The sequence below is a fragment of the Halopseudomonas xiamenensis genome (genome assembly GCF_014219065.1).
Classification (GTDB): Bacteria; Pseudomonadota; Gammaproteobacteria; order Pseudomonadales; family Pseudomonadaceae; genus Halopseudomonas; species Halopseudomonas xiamenensis.
The window spans coordinates 1-13442 of the sequence record NZ_JACLGO010000019.1; the positions used below are offsets into that span (position 1 = coordinate 1).

14 protein-coding genes are annotated in these 13442 nt (G+C 64.5%); 5 read left to right on the forward strand and 9 right to left on the reverse strand.

What is annotated here, in order from left to right; translation table 11 throughout:
• Positions 1-238: 238 nt before the first annotated feature.
• Positions 239-547 carry a c-type cytochrome gene (locus H6X51_RS12980; RefSeq protein WP_185267915.1) on the reverse strand — a complete coding sequence of 103 codons (309 nt, stop codon included), beginning with the start codon at positions 545-547 and terminating at the stop codon, positions 239-241.
• Between the two features lie 250 nt (positions 548-797).
• On the opposite strand from H6X51_RS12980, the gene H6X51_RS12985 reads away from it, so the two are divergent.
• Both H6X51_RS12985 and H6X51_RS12990 read left to right on the forward strand, forming a co-directional pair.
• Positions 798-1955: an iron-containing alcohol dehydrogenase gene (locus tag H6X51_RS12985; RefSeq protein WP_185267916.1), complete on the forward strand. Its 1158-nt coding sequence runs from the start codon at positions 798-800 to the stop codon at positions 1953-1955.
• 129 nt (positions 1956-2084) lie between these two features.
• Complete coding sequence (locus H6X51_RS12990; RefSeq protein ID WP_185267917.1) at positions 2085-2954, forward strand: response regulator; 870 nt, start codon at positions 2085-2087, stop codon at positions 2952-2954.
• Between the two features lie 22 nt (positions 2955-2976).
• On the opposite strand, the gene phoR is transcribed toward H6X51_RS12990, so the two are convergent.
• The 4 genes from phoR to H6X51_RS13010 all read right to left on the reverse strand — a co-directional run bounded on the left by phoR (position 2977) and on the right by H6X51_RS13010 (position 6535).
• Positions 2977-4269: a phosphate regulon sensor histidine kinase PhoR gene (gene phoR, locus H6X51_RS12995; protein WP_185267918.1), complete on the reverse strand. Its 1293-nt coding sequence runs from the start codon at positions 4267-4269 to the stop codon at positions 2977-2979.
• 60 nt (positions 4270-4329) lie between these two features.
• Complete coding sequence (gene phoB / locus H6X51_RS13000) at positions 4330-5019, reverse strand: phosphate regulon transcriptional regulator PhoB (protein WP_185267919.1); 690 nt, start codon at positions 5017-5019, stop codon at positions 4330-4332.
• Between the two features lie 77 nt (positions 5020-5096).
• A complete protein-coding gene (gene ubiA / locus H6X51_RS13005) occupies positions 5097-5987 on the reverse strand; it encodes a 4-hydroxybenzoate octaprenyltransferase (RefSeq protein ID WP_185267920.1) in 891 nt (296 codons plus the stop codon).
• Positions 5988-6013: 26 nt separating this feature from the next.
• Complete coding sequence (locus tag H6X51_RS13010; protein WP_185267921.1) at positions 6014-6535, reverse strand: chorismate--pyruvate lyase family protein; 522 nt, start codon at positions 6533-6535, stop codon at positions 6014-6016.
• Between the two features lie 144 nt (positions 6536-6679).
• Between H6X51_RS13010 and rubA the strand changes: the two genes are divergently transcribed.
• Together rubA and H6X51_RS13020 are read left to right on the forward strand one after the other, a co-directional pair.
• On the forward strand, positions 6680-6847 hold the full coding sequence (gene rubA / locus H6X51_RS13015) for a rubredoxin RubA (RefSeq protein ID WP_185267922.1): 168 nt from the start codon (positions 6680-6682) through the stop codon (positions 6845-6847).
• Positions 6848-7170: 323 nt separating this feature from the next.
• Positions 7171-7443, forward strand: coding sequence for an HU family DNA-binding protein (locus tag H6X51_RS13020; RefSeq protein ID WP_185267923.1), 273 nt, complete (start codon positions 7171-7173; stop codon positions 7441-7443).
• A gap of 47 nt (positions 7444-7490) precedes the next feature.
• Here the strand turns inward: H6X51_RS13020 and H6X51_RS13025 are convergent, their stop codons facing one another.
• From H6X51_RS13025 to H6X51_RS13035, 3 genes are all read right to left on the reverse strand, one after another.
• Positions 7491-8900 (reverse strand): aminoacyl-tRNA deacylase and HDOD domain-containing protein, encoded by a 1410-nt coding sequence (locus H6X51_RS13025; protein ID WP_185267924.1) that lies wholly within the window; start codon positions 8898-8900, stop codon positions 7491-7493.
• Positions 8901-8976: 76 nt separating this feature from the next.
• A complete protein-coding gene (gene recG / locus H6X51_RS13030; protein WP_185267925.1) occupies positions 8977-11055 on the reverse strand; it encodes an ATP-dependent DNA helicase RecG in 2079 nt (692 codons plus the stop codon).
• 13 nt (positions 11056-11068) lie between these two features.
• Entirely contained in the window at positions 11069-11989 is a 921-nt protein-coding gene (locus tag H6X51_RS13035) for a hydrogen peroxide-inducible genes activator (protein ID WP_185267926.1), read from the reverse strand.
• Between the two features lie 64 nt (positions 11990-12053).
• On the opposite strand from H6X51_RS13035, the gene H6X51_RS13040 reads away from it, so the two are divergent.
• Positions 12054-12893, forward strand: coding sequence for an SDR family oxidoreductase (locus H6X51_RS13040; RefSeq protein WP_185267927.1), 840 nt, complete (start codon positions 12054-12056; stop codon positions 12891-12893).
• A 168-nt stretch (positions 12894-13061) separates the two neighbouring features.
• Here H6X51_RS13040 and H6X51_RS13045 read toward each other — a convergent pair whose 3' ends face one another.
• On the reverse strand, positions 13062-13442 hold the full coding sequence (locus H6X51_RS13045) for a RidA family protein (protein WP_185267928.1): 381 nt from the start codon (positions 13440-13442) through the stop codon (positions 13062-13064).

Genomic DNA, 13442 nt, shown 5'->3' on the forward strand with positions numbered 1-13442 from the left:
CTTCCTATTGGTTTTTTCGCTAACTACCAATTCTGCCCAATGAGGCATCGGGAGGGGAGGAGTCCCTTTCATTGAGCGCAGCGCGGCAATCCATGGGTGCCAGCGACTCCGAGACTGTGGATTGCCGCGTCGCTTCGCTCCTCGCAATGACGATGAAGGATAAGAGTATTGCCCACAAACGAAAACACCCCGAAAATCCATGATCTTCGGGGTGTTTTCATTTGGACCTGCGTGCTGATCAGTTCAGGGTCAGGATCCACTCGGCCAGTTGGGTGGCCTCTTCATCGGTCACTTGGTTCGGCGGCATGGGGATCGGGCCCCAGACACCGCTGGAGCCGTTCTTGATGTGGCTGGCCAGCAGTTCGACGGCACCCTCTTCACCCGCATGCTTGGCCGCCACTTCCTTCAGCGACGGGCCAACCAGCTTGGCATCCACGGAATGGCAGGCGATGCATGGCTTGCTCTTGAACAGGGCTTCGTCGGCGGATACCGCGTGAGCTGCTGTCAGGGCGGCTGCGGCAACCAAAGGCAACAAATAGAATTTCATGATGTATCCTCGAAAGGCTAAACGGAAAGCAGCTCCTGCTTTTGTGCAATGCTCGTTGCGGCAGGTATGGGTACAAAATGGCCTACTAATGGCCTTATTTCAAGTGACAAATCGCCACACAGGATATGTATGGAGATTCAGTATCGATATTTGTGTGTAGAGTGATACATAAATAGAATACGTCCAGCGTGGCTGCTCCAGATGAATCCGAGCGGCCTCAGACCACCATCCTGTGAGCATTGGAGATTATATGGAAATCGCTTCCTACAAGAATAATTGGAGCTATCCCACCAACGTACGGGTAGGCGCTGGTCGTCTGCGCGAGCTGGCGCAGTGTTGCCAGCAACTGGGCATGCAGGCGCCGCTGTTGATCACTGATCCGGGACTGGCGGCATTGCCGGTGGTCGAGCAGGCGCTGCAGGTATGCCGGGACGGCGGGCTGCAGGTCGGGCTGTTCAGCGCGGTGAAAGGCAACCCCACTGGCAGCAACGTCAGCGATGGTGTCGCTGCGCTGGAGGCCGGCAAGCATGACGGCGTGATCGCCTTCGGCGGCGGCTCGGCCATCGATGCGGCCAAGGCGGTGGCGCTGGTTGCCCGGCAGAGCTGTTCGCTGTGGGAGGCGCGCAACCCGGCCACTGTGGATGCCAGCCTGATGCTGCCGGTAGTGGCCGTGCCCACCACCGCTGGTACCGGTTCCGAGGTGGGTAATGCGTCGGTCATCACCGACGAGGACAATCACACCAAGCGCATCATCTTCCACCCGCGCATGCTGCCGGCCATCGTCATCCTCGACCCCGAGTTGACCGTCGGCCTGCCGCCCAAGCTGACCGCGGCTACCGGCATGGATGCGTTGGCGCACAATCTCGAAGCCTTCCTGGCGCCCACCTTCCACCCGATGGCCGAAGGCATCGCCCTGGAAGGCATGCGCCTGGTCAAGGAATACCTGCCCCGCGCCGTACGCAACGGCCAGGACATGGATGCCCGACTGCAGATGCTGGTGGCCTCCAGCATGGGTGCAACGGCCTTCCAGCGCGGCCTGGGGGCGATTCACGCGCTGTCGCACAGTGTCGGTGCGCTGTATGACTCGCACCATGGGTTGCTCAATGCCATCGTCATGCCCTACGTGATGCAGGCCAACCGGCCGGTGATCGAAGCGGAAATGGCCCGGGCTGCCCGCTACCTGGGGCTGCCGCACAGCGACTTCAACGGCATGCTGGACTGGGTGCTGGACCTGCGCGCCGAACTGGAGCTGCCACACACCCTGGCGGAGATAGGCGTGGATGATACCCAGGCGGTGCTGATCGGCGAAATGTCCGCCAAGGACATCACTGCCCGCACCAACGCCCGTCCGCTGGATGCCGCCGATTACCAGCAACTGTTCCTCAATGCTCTGACCGGCAAGCTCTGAGCCTGGCGCTGCGGTGGTCCATGTGGGTCATCGCAAACCGCACCGGATCCCGACATCACCTGAACCCGTGCTGGGTTTTTGCTATCACTCTGGGCTAAGCTTGTGCGGTAACCCACAGAGAGAGATTTCATGGCGAGTGTGTCCGTGCTGGTCGTCGATGACGCACCCTTTATCCGCGATTTGATCAAGAAAGCCCTGCGCAGCTACTTTCCCGGTCTGCAGATCGAGGAGGCGGTCAATGGCAGCAAGGCGCGGCAACTGCTCAGCCGCACCAGCTTCGACCTGGTGCTGTGCGACTGGGAAATGCCCGAACTCAGTGGTCTGGAGCTGCTGCAATGGTTCCGTACCCAGCCCGGGCAGGAAAAGACCCCGTTCATCATGGTGACCAGCCGCGGGGATCGCGACAATGTGGTGCAGGCGATCCAGGCGGGGGTCAGTGACTATGTCGGCAAGCCGTTCAGCAATGAACAGCTGATTTCCAAGGTCAGCAAGGCCCTGCAGCGCTCCGGCAAGCTGCAGCAGCTGCGCAGCCGCAGCCAGCAGGCCAGCACCGGGCATGCGCTGGAGTCGGTCAATACCTTGCTGGGCGGGCGCAAGACTCCTGCCCCGACCGCCCCGGCAGCAGCCCCGCGTGCGGTACCGGCTCCGGCTCCGGCTCAGGACGAAGGGCGTACCAGCACCTCCCGCTCCAGTGCGCGGGCGCAATTGCGGGTCGCCGGGCAGCAGTTCGCCTGCGTGATCCGCAGCCTCAGCCTGCGCGATGCCCGGCTGGTGGTGCGCCGTAGCGAGCGCATGCCCAGCGTGTTCGAGAGCGCCGTGCTGGATCTGGAGCAGGCGGACGAGCAGGAGGTGGCGCGCATCAACGGCTATGTGCATACCGTGGCGGCGCTGGAGGAGCGGATGGATTGCGAGTGGCTGCTGGTGACGCTGAAGTTCGTCGACCAGGACCCGGCCAAGCTGGAGCGCCTGTCGCTGCTGATCGCCGCCGGGGACAACTGAGCGGCAGCAGCGCCGCCCGCCGTCAGATCAACCGCTCGGCGGGGAACACGCAGCTGAAGGTACTGCCCTGACCCAGGGTGCTGCTGATCTGCAACTCGCCCTGATGGCGCATCAATACGTGCTTGACGATGGCCAGGCCCAGGCCGGTACCGCCGGTGGTGCTGTTGCGGCTGGAGTCGACTCGGTAGAAGCGCTCGGTGAGCCGGTGCAGGTGCTCCTGGGCAATGCCCGGGCCGTTGTCCGACACGCTCAGGCGTGCCCCGCGGTCATCCTGCGACCAGCTGATGTGAATCTTGCCGCCATCCTGGGTGTACTTCACCGCGTTGTACACCAGGTTGGAGATGGCGCTGCGCAGCTCGGTTTCCAGGCCCATGATACGGGCCTGGGTGGTGCATTCCAGGGTGATGTCGTGTTGCCGGTCGCCGGACAGCGCCAGGGCGTCCTTGCGGATGCCGGGCAGCATCAGGTCGATACTCACTGGTTTCTCCTCGGCGCGCGCCTCGGAGGTTTCCAGGCGTGACAGCATCAGCAGATCGTTGAGCAGGCTCTGCATGCGCCGGGCCTGTTGCTGCATCTGGTGCAGCGGGCGCAACCAGCGCGGGTTGCTGCCATCGTCGCTGTCGATCATGGTTTCCAGGTAGCCGACCACCACGGTCAGCGGCGTACGCAGCTCATGGGAGACGTTGGCGACGAAGTCCTTGCGCATCTGCTCCAGGTTATGCAGTCGGGTGACGTCGCGCACCAGCATCAGGCGTTCGCCATTGCCATAGCGGGTGATGTTGTACTGCAGCCAGATGCTCAGATTCAGCGGCGAGGGGATATCCAGCGGTTCGCGATAGTTGCCCAGGTCGAAATACTCGACGAAGCGCGGGTCGCGCAGCAGATTGTGCACATGCTGACCGCTGTCATCCGGCGCGCGCAGGCCGAGCAGGCGCTCGGCGGAGTGGTTCCACCACTCCAGGTGGCCGTCCTTGTCGAGTACCACCACCGCATCGCTGAGGGCGGCGGTGGAGGCCTGGATGCGTTCGATGACCGATTGCAGGCGGGCCCGGGCGCGCTTGTCGCGGCGCTGCATGTGGTAGATGCCATCGAAGATCTCGCCCCACAGGCCGCGGGTTTCCGGTGGCGGATCGCCGGGGCGGGTCTGCAGCCAGTGCTGGAAGCGCTGCATCTGGAACAGCGTCCAGCCAAGATAGCCGCCCAGCCCGACGACCAGTGCCCAGGCCGGCTGACCCAGCGCCAGGCCTGCCAGCAGGCAGGCCAGCAGCAGCCAGAACAGCCTGCCGATGATTACCCGGAACCAGTTTACTTCCACCTGTATTGTCCTAGTCTGTTCGTCAATCCGGGGCGGTCGTGGGAGCTGAGGTTATCGCGCTCAGCCTTTGGTGGAGAAACGGTAGCCGGTACCGCGCACGGTCTGCACCAGACCTTCGTAGTTCGAGCCCAGGGCCTTGCGTAGGCGCCGGATGTGCACATCCACGGTACGCTCCTCGACATAGACGTTGCCACCCCACACCTGGTCCAGCAGCTGACCACGAGTATAGGCGCGCTCCTGGTGGGTCATGAAGAACTGCAGCAGACGGTATTCGGTCGGGCCGATTTCCGCCGGCTTGCCATCGATGGTGACGCGGTGGCTGACCGGGTCCAGGTGCAGGCCGTCGACCTCGATCGGCGCCTCGTCGTCCACCGGTCCGGCACGGCGCAGTACTGCCTTGAGCCGTGCTACCAGCTCGCGGGGGGAAAACGGCTTGGTGATGTAGTCATCGGCACCGACTTCCAGCCCCTGGATCTTGTTGTCCTCTTCGCCCTTGGCGGTGAGCATGATGATCGGGATATCGCTGGTCAGGTCATCGCGCTTGAGACGGCGCGCCAGCTCGATGCCGGTGGTGCCCGGCAACATCCAGTCCAGCAGGATCAGGTCCGGCTTGGCATCGATGATGCTGGCGTGGGCCTGCTGGGTGTTTTCTGCTTCAAGGCAGTGGTATCCGGCCATCTCCAGCGCAACGGCAATCATTTCCCGAATCGGGGCTTCGTCGTCTACGATCAGTATGGTCTTGTCTGCCATGGTGCTCCGTCCAGTTGCAGTGTCTGACATGCAACGATTAGATAACACTTTTATTGCAGTTGTATGACTGCTTCCCCCTAGCCGAAGCGGTAGTCCAGCACCAAGCCGGCAAACACCAGCAACCCGCTCCAGTGATTGGACAGGAAGGCCGCCAGGCAGGCCTGGGGTTCGCGTGCGCGGATCAGCCAATGCTGCCAGGCGAAGCTCAGCAGCATGGCCAGCAGCCCGAGATGGTAGAAGACCCCGAGTTCGAAGCGGCTGCCGACCAGCACCAGGCACAGCAATACCAGCCCTTGCAGCAGGCCGATGATCAGCCGGTCGGCCTCACCGAACAGGATGGCGGTGGATTTGACGCCGATGACCAGGTCGTCGGGGCGGTCGCACATGGCATATTCGGTGTCATAGGCCACGGTCCACAGCAGGTTGGCGATGTACAGCAGCCACAGCGCCGCCGGCAGCTCGCCGGTCTGCGCGGCGAAGGCCATGGGGATGGCCATGGAATAGGCCGCGCCGAGTACCACCTGCGGATAGAAGGTGAAGCGCTTGCAGAAGGGATAGACGGTGGCCAGGACCACGGCGACCAGGGCCAGCTTGAAGGTCAGCAGGTTGGTGAACAGCAGCAGCGAGGCGCTGAGCGCCACCAGGATGACGAACGCCACCAGTGCCTCCCGCGCCGTGACTCTGCCGGTGGCCAGGGGGCGGTTGCGGGTGCGGCTGACATGGCCATCGACCTTGCGGTCGGCGAAGTCGTTGATCACGCAACCGGCCGAGCGCATCAGCAGCACCCCGGCGGCGAACACCGCCAGCAGCAGCGGGCTCGGCCAGCCGCCGGCCGCCAGCCACAGGGCGCAGAGCGTTGGCCAGAGCAGCAGGTAGGTGCCAATGGGACGATCCAGGCGCATCAGCTGGATGAAATCGATGGCGCGTGGATGCAGGCGGGACAGGGGGGTTATCAACAGGCCAGACACGACAGTCTCCGATGCAGGTGGGTGGGTCAGGCGGCCACAGGCCAGCCGGGGAGGAACACTTCGCAGACCAGCAATTGCAGGCGTTCGCTGGCGAACAGCGAGCGCCGCGCCCAGCAACCCTCGGCGCGCTGTTCGGCGGGCATCCAGGCAGCCGGGTAGCGGCTGATCTCGATGGGCTCGCGATGAATGCGCGGGTCACTGAACAGCAGCTCGCCGAGGCTGCGACTGCCAAGATTCTCCAGGTGCACGCCGGCGGCATTGAAGGCCTGCAGGTCGGCGACCGTGCGGGCGAACACCCGCGGGGCACCAGCGCTGTGCAGCAGCACTTCGCGAATCCACACCGGATGCCCACTGGCCAGCCCTAGCGCGGCCGCCTCGTCAGGCCGCGCCGGCTGCTGACTTTCACCCAACACCTGCACCCGAAAGTCGTCGCGCCCGGCGGCGATCAGGCGGCGGGTCAACGAACCCTCGCCGCTCAGCCAGTCGAGCAGTGCGCCGCCAGGGGGATCAGGATGGGTGGTGGGGGAGTGCCAATCGGGAATGCTCATGGGGATTCTTTGCTTGCCTCGGTATCGCGAAATGCAGAGGGTAGCATGATTGGCCGCGCCCCTGTTGTTGGCCGCCACCCGCGCTTTGCGGTAGTCTCGGGCGCTGGGATTTCGGTTCGGCTGCGGGCAACTCAAGGGCGACGGATGAGAAAGTGGCAGTGCATTGTGTGTGGCTTCATCTATGACGAAGCCGAGGGTTGGCCGGATGACGGCATCGCGCCGGGCACCCGTTGGGAAGACGTACCGGAGGACTGGCAATGCCCCGACTGTGGCGTCGGCAAAGAGGACTTCGAAATGATCGCCATGGATTGAGGCGACGACGGATCCGTCGCATTGCTCATGGGTGAGGCAGGCTGGCCAAATGATTGCTCGGTCTGGCAGTTGCCGCCAGTTCCGGTAGCGGTCAGGCCGGCAGTGCTGGTCAGAGGCCAGCCAGACGATGAGACACTCTTGGCTTTTTTCGCCAAATAGGCGATAACCTGCTCTGTCAGCCCCTATTTTGGCTGGCGCTGGCGTTCGAGTCGTGCCATGCTGAGCGGGCTTTGACAGACCCTGAGGCCAGGCAAGGCGGGCTGTCGCGACACATCGTTGCAGATGGCAGCGAAAAACAAAAACAACACATAGTGAGGCTTTATATGCGTAAACCGGAACTCGCAGCGGCAATTGCCGACAAGGCTGACCTGAGCAAGGACCAGGCAAACCGCGCGCTCAACGCGATTCTCGATGAAATCACCCAGGCCCTGAGCCGCAAGGATACCGTTACCCTGGTGGGCTTCGGTACCTTCCTGCAGCGTCATCGTGGTGCCCGGACCGGCAAGAACCCGCAGACTGGTGAGCCGGTCAAGATCAAGGCCAGCAACACCGTCGCCTTCAAGCCCGGCAAGGGGCTGAAAGACTCTGTCAATTGAACCACCCGCCGGGGGCCAACCGGCCCCCGGTTGTCACTTCCCGTCCGTCACTTGAAGCCGAGCTGATACTCGTTCACCAGCTTGCGTAGCGCGTCCCGCGCATCCAGCACCTTGTCCACCGCCTGCTCCGCCGCTTCCCGGCTCAGACCCAATCGTTGCAGCAGTGCATCGGGTATCGCCAACAGCGGCCCGTCCCCCAGTTCCCGTTCACGTAGCAGGGCCAGGCTGAGATACACCAGGTTGGCATACAGGTGGTGTTCGCTCTGATAGTCGGGGTCGTGCTGGTGGCGGATGGCGGTGGAGATTTCCGCCGGCATGTCCCAGTAGCGCATCAGCCAGCTGCCGATCTGGTCGCGATTGACCCCGAGCAGATGCTGGTCCAGCAACCAGGCCGGCACATGCGGATTGGCCTCCATATGCCGGCAGATCAGTTTGAAATAGGGCGGGAAGATATACGCCAGCAGCAGGTAGCCGAAGTTGTGCAGCAGGCCGGCCAGGTAGTTCAGGCCCAGTTCGGGGCGTCGCTCGCGCGGCATGATCTTGGCCAGGCCCTCGATCGCGGCGGCGGTGTAGATCGCCTGTTCCCAGTACGGTGTGGTGCGCTCGGGAGCATCCTTGGGCAGGGTGAAGGTCTTGCCCAGCGACAGGCCGACCGACAGGTTGATCACCAGGTCGAAACCCAGCACGCGGGTGATGGCATCCTCCACCGAGCGGATCTTGCCGGGTGCGGCGTAGAACGAGGAGGCTGCCCAGCTGACCACCTGGGCGGCCAGGCTGGGATCGGTTTCCACCACGTCGGTGAGCTGCTCGACGGTGGCATCGGGATTGACCCGCAGTTTCATTATCCGCTGGGCAGTGCTGGGCAGCGGTGGAATCTCGATGGTTTCCTCCAGGCGCTGGCGCATGCGCAGGGCAGTGAAGTTCTTCACCGCCAGGCTGATGTCCTGCTGATCCTGTTCCGGGTCTTCGGAGTGGCATTCGATACCGGCCAGCGGCACCGCAAAGCTGGCGGCGGTGGCGGAGGCTGCCAGCCGGGCAATGGCGTCGCTGTCCAGCTCCAGGCACCAGCCGGGCAGGCCGCTGGGCATCCACACCCGTGGCTGGGCCAGCAGTTGCTGTTCGATGAAGCAGGGCGCATTCACCAGCATCGGCAGGCCGGGCAGGTAGGTCAACTGATGGCGGGCGAGGATATCCTGCAGCTGCTGGTCGCGCACCGGCTGCAGCTGGCGCTCGGTGAGTTTGGCCAGGGCACCCAGGTCCAGCAGATGGTCAGTGGGAATCAACGTCAGCAGCATGCCGCTGTCATCGCACAACAGGCACACCTGCACCTGCTGGGCGGCGGGGCCGGCCTGATGCTGCGGGCGCAGTTGATAGGCGATGGCCTGACGCTGCAGCTGCTTTTCCAGCAGATCGGGCAGGCTGGCGCTGGCTGATGGCGTGGCTGCTGGGGTGGTCATCAGGTGATTCCTTGTCCGGAGAGTCAGAAATATGGCGTGTGCAGCGATCTTAGCAGTTTTTGCGTGCCGCGCCTGTTCATACCTGGGCGAACTGCTGCCCCTCGGCCAGCCAGCGATCGATGATCGCGCCGACCCGTTCCGGGTGCTGCCGGGCCAGGCTCACGGCAGCCTCCTGTACCTGCGGCAGCAGGTCGGCATCACGCACCAGGTCGGCCACGCGAAACTGCACCAGGCCGGTCTGGCGGGTGCCCAGCACCTCGCCCGGACCGCGCAGCTCCAGGTCCTTTTCGGCGATGACAAAGCCGTCCGCGCTTTCCCGCATGATGCCCAGACGCTCCCGACCGAGCGCCGACAGCGGCGCGTGATACAGCAGCACGCAGTGGCTGGCGGTGCTGCCGCGACCGACCCGTCCGCGCAACTGGTGCAATTGCGCCAGGCCCAGGCGTTCGGGGTTCTCGATGATCATCAGGCTGGCGTTGGGCACATCCACGCCGACCTCGATCACCGTGGTGGCGACCAGCAGGTGCAGATCGCCATCCTTGAACGCCTGCATGATTTCGGCCTTCTCGGTGGCCTTCATGCGCCCGTGGATCAGGCCGATGGACAGTTCCGGCAGGTGCTCGCAGAGGTTCTGCCAGGTGACTTCCGCGGCTTGGGCCTGCAGTTGCTCGGACTCCTCGATCAGGGTACAGACCCAGTACGCCTGGCGCCCCTCGGCGCAGCCGGCGCGCACCCGTTCGATGACCTGGTCGCGACGGCTGTCGGAGACCAGCACGGTATTGATCGGCGTGCGCCCCGGCGGCAGCTCATCGAGAATCGAGGTATCCAGGTCGGCATAGGCGCTCATCGCCAGGGTACGCGGGATTGGCGTGGCGGTCATGATCAACTGGTGCGGCGAGAAGCGCCCGGCGGCGCCCTTGTCGCGCAGTGCCAGGCGCTGCTGCACGCCGAAGCGGTGTTGCTCGTCGATGATCGCCAGGCCCAGGTTGTGAAACTGTACTTCCTCCTGGAACAGCGCATGGGTGCCGACCACCATGGCCGCGTCGCCGGTGGTGATCATTTGCAGCTGGTTGGCGCGGGCCTTGCCCTTGAGCTTGCCGGCCATCCAGGCCACGGAAATGCCCAGCGGCGTGAACCAGCGCTGGAAGTTGTTGAAATGCTGTTCGGCGAGGATCTCGGTGGGTGCCATCAGTGCCACCTGCCAGCCGGCCTCCAGTGCCTGCAGCGCGGCCAGCGCCGCGACCACGGTCTTGCCGGCACCGACGTCACCCTGCACCAGGCGCAGCATTGGCTGTGGCTGCTGCAGGTCGGCGCGGATCTCCCCGGCTACGCGCTGCTGGGCGCCGGTCAGAGCAAAGCCCAGCTGGCCAACGAAGGCCCGAGCCAGTTCGCCGCTGGCCTGCATCACCGGCGCGCGGTGCTGGCGCACCTCGGCGCGCAGGCGCAGCATGGTCAACTGATGGGCCAGCAGTTCCTCGAAGGCCAGCCGGTGCTGGGCCCAGTGCCGACCGTCGTCCAGTGCCTGCAGATCGACATCCGGTGGCGGGCGATGCAGGATGCGGATGGCCTCGCGCAGCGGCGGCAGCTGGTACTGTTCGGTCAGTTCGGGCGCCAGCAGGTCAGGCAGGCTGTTACCCTGCTCCAGCCAGGCCAGGGCTGCTTCGCTGAGGCTGCGCAAGCGCTGTTGTGACAGCCCCTCGGTGGCCGGGTAGATGGGGGTCAGGGTGGTGGCTACCGGCAGCGGCTGTGCGCTGTCGAGGTTCTGCATCTCCGGGTGGTAGATTTCCAGCCCCGAGGCGCCGGGGCGTACTTCGCCGTAGCAGCGCCAGTGGCTGCCGCGCTGCAGGTTGGCCTTGAGCCCGGCGGAGAAGTAGTAGAAGCGCAGGCTGAGGGTGCCGCTACCGTCCTGGATGCGGCACAGCAGGCTGCGGCGTCGCCCCATCACCACATCTGCGCCCAGCACCACGCCTTCGATGACCGCATCCATGCCCGGACGCAGAGCGCCGATCGGCGTCACCCGGGTGCGGTCCTGGTAGCGCAGCGGCAAGTGGAACAGCACATCCTGCACGCTGGTCAGGCCGAGGCGGCCAAGTTTGTCCGCCAGCGCCGGACCGACGCCCTTGAATACCGTCAGCGGAGTGCGTTCAAGCTGCATGTGGTTGACCGCCCTAGCGCTTGTCGGCGGGCGTGCTGACCGAGCACAGGCGGATCGAGTCGCTGAGGATCTCCACCGCCCGCGGCCGCGGGAAACTGGCGCGCCAGGCGATGGCCACGGTGCGGAACGGCACCGGCGACTTGAATTGCTTGGTCAGCAGCAGGTCGGAGCTGTAGTAGCGGTCATCGGCGGCCGACATCGGCAGCACCGTCATGCCCATGCCCGAGGCGACCATGTGGCGGATGGTTTCCAGCGAGCTGGATTCGATGGTGGTGTGCTTGCTCGGCTCGTCGGCGCGGCGCGTGGTCGGGCAGGCTTCCAGTACCTGGTCGCGGAAGCAGTGGCCTTCGCCGAGCAGCAGCAGGCGATCGTCGTCCAGGTCGTCCAGGGTCACGTGGTCGCGCTTGGCCCAGGGATGGTCCGCCGGGATCAGCAGACTGAACGGCTCGTCATACAGCGGCTTGGTCAGGATGTCTGGCTCGTTGAACGGCAGTGCGACTATGATCGCGTCGAGTTCACCGTTGCGCAGCTTGTCACGCAGCACGTGCGTGTAGTTCTCCTCGATGTACAGCGGCATCTCCGGTGCCACCCGGTGCAACTGCGGGATCAGGTGCGGGAACAGGTAGGGGCCGATGGTGTAGATCGCGCCGACCTTGAGCGGTGCCGACAGCTGGTTCTTGCCGGCGCTGGCCAGCTCGCGGATGGCCATGGCTTCTTCCAGCACGCGCTGGGCCTGGGCGACGATCTTCTCGCCGACCGGGGTAACCCGCACGGCACTCTTGGTGCGCTCGAAGAGCATGATGCCCAGCTCTTCCTCGAGCTTCTTCACGCCGACACTCAGCGTCGGCTGGGAAACGTGGCAGCGCTCGGCGGCATGGCCGAAGTGCTGTTCCTGGGCCAGGGTGACGATGTAACGGAGTTCGGTCAGGGTCATGTCGTATACTGCTCGCGAGATTTTCCCCAAGCATAGCGGTGTCCGATAGAGGAAAACAATCAGGATGAAACATCTGGTTATTGCGGGTTGTGGTGATCTGGGTATTGCCCTGGGGCTGCGGATGCTGGAGCAGGGCTGGCGGGTTTCTGGTCTGCGGCGTGATCCGTCGGGCCTGCCAGAGGCGTTCGGGCGCATCGCGGCTGATCTGACCAGTGCGCAGAAGCCGCAGGACTGGCCGGCCAGGGTGGATTATCTAGTGTATTGCCCGGCGGCGGGGCGGCGTGACGCTGAACTGTACCGCGCGCTCTATGTCCAGGGCTTGCAGCATGTGCTGGGCTGGCTCAAGGACAGTCGGCAACAGCCGCGCCACCTGCTGCAGGTCTCCAGCACGGCGGTATACGGCCAGAGCGACGGCGAGTGGGTGACCGAAAACAGCGCGGCGCTGGCCGCCACGCCCACCGCGCCGCTGCTGGTCGAGGCCGAGGATGTGGCGCTGCGCAGCGGCATGCCCGCTTCGGTGGTACGTCTGGCGGGCATCTACGGGCCGGGCCGCACCCGGCTGATCGAACAGGTGCGCAGTGGCCTGCATGTGCCACAGCTGCCCGAGCAATACACCAACCGTATCCACCGTGATGACGCCGCCGGGCTGCTCGAGCACCTGCTGCTGCAGGCCGACCAGGGCGAGCTGCTGGCGCCCTGTTACCTGGGCGTGGACGATGAGCCGGCGCCGCTGCATGAGGTGGCGCAGTGGCTGGCGCAGCAGTTGGGAGTGGAGCTGTTGGCAGAAGGGGCAACGGCTAACCGGGTGGGCAGCAAGCGGTGCAGTAATGAATTGGCTCGGGAGTCGGGCTGGGTGCCGCAGTATCCGAGTTATCGGGAGGGTTACGCGAGCATGCTCGCGTAACCAGCGCCATCCTGGCGGGTAGCACCGTCATTGCGAGCGAAGCGCGGCAATCCAGAGCTCACCCGCAGCACCGAGTCCATGGGTTGCCACGTCGCTGCGCTCCTCGCAATGACGGGCGTGGTCAGCGGTCTCGGCAGCGGCCCGCAATGCGGGCCACGCTCTGAAGACTCAGCCGACGACCAGGATACCGTCCATTTCCACTGGCACGCCCTTGGGCAGTGCGGCGACGCCGATGGCGGCGCGGGCCGGGTAGGGCTGTTCGAAGTAACGGCCCATGATCTCGTTGACCGTGGCGAAGTTGCTCAGGTCGGTCAGGAAGATGTTCAGCTTGACGATATCCTGCAGCTTACCGCCAGCGGCTTCGGCCACCAGTGCCAGGTTGTCGAACACACGGCAGACCTGCGCCTCGAAGCCCTCGACCACTTCCATAGTCTGCGGGTCCAGCGGGATCTGGCCGGACAGGTACACGGTATTACCGACCTTGATCGCCTGGGAGTAGGTGCCGATCGCGGCGGGAGCGTGTTCGCTGGTGATGACTTGCTTGTTCAT

Coding starts and splice junctions, on each gene's coding strand:
- H6X51_RS12990 (WP_185267917.1), top strand. CDS start 2,085: ATGGCGAGTGTGTCCGTGCTGGTCGTCGATGACGCACCCTTTATCCGC.
- H6X51_RS13035 (WP_185267926.1), bottom strand. CDS start 11,989: ATGACCCTGACCGAACTCCGTTACATCGTCACCCTGGCCCAGGAACAG.
- H6X51_RS12980 (WP_185267915.1), bottom strand. CDS start 547: ATGAAATTCTATTTGTTGCCTTTGGTTGCCGCAGCCGCCCTGACAGCA.
- rubA (WP_185267922.1), top strand. CDS start 6,680: ATGAGAAAGTGGCAGTGCATTGTGTGTGGCTTCATCTATGACGAAGCC.
- phoB (WP_185267919.1), bottom strand. CDS start 5,019: ATGGCAGACAAGACCATACTGATCGTAGACGACGAAGCCCCGATTCGG.
- H6X51_RS12985 (WP_185267916.1), top strand. CDS start 798: ATGGAAATCGCTTCCTACAAGAATAATTGGAGCTATCCCACCAACGTA.
- H6X51_RS13010 (WP_185267921.1), bottom strand. CDS start 6,535: ATGAGCATTCCCGATTGGCACTCCCCCACCACCCATCCTGATCCCCCT.
- H6X51_RS13045 (WP_185267928.1), bottom strand. CDS start 13,442: ATGAACAAGCAAGTCATCACCAGCGAACACGCTCCCGCCGCGATCGGC.
- H6X51_RS13020 (WP_185267923.1), top strand. CDS start 7,171: ATGCGTAAACCGGAACTCGCAGCGGCAATTGCCGACAAGGCTGACCTG.
- H6X51_RS13025 (WP_185267924.1), bottom strand. CDS start 8,900: ATGACCACCCCAGCAGCCACGCCATCAGCCAGCGCCAGCCTGCCCGAT.
- recG (WP_185267925.1), bottom strand. CDS start 11,055: ATGCAGCTTGAACGCACTCCGCTGACGGTATTCAAGGGCGTCGGTCCG.
- H6X51_RS13040 (WP_185267927.1), top strand. CDS start 12,054: ATGAAACATCTGGTTATTGCGGGTTGTGGTGATCTGGGTATTGCCCTG.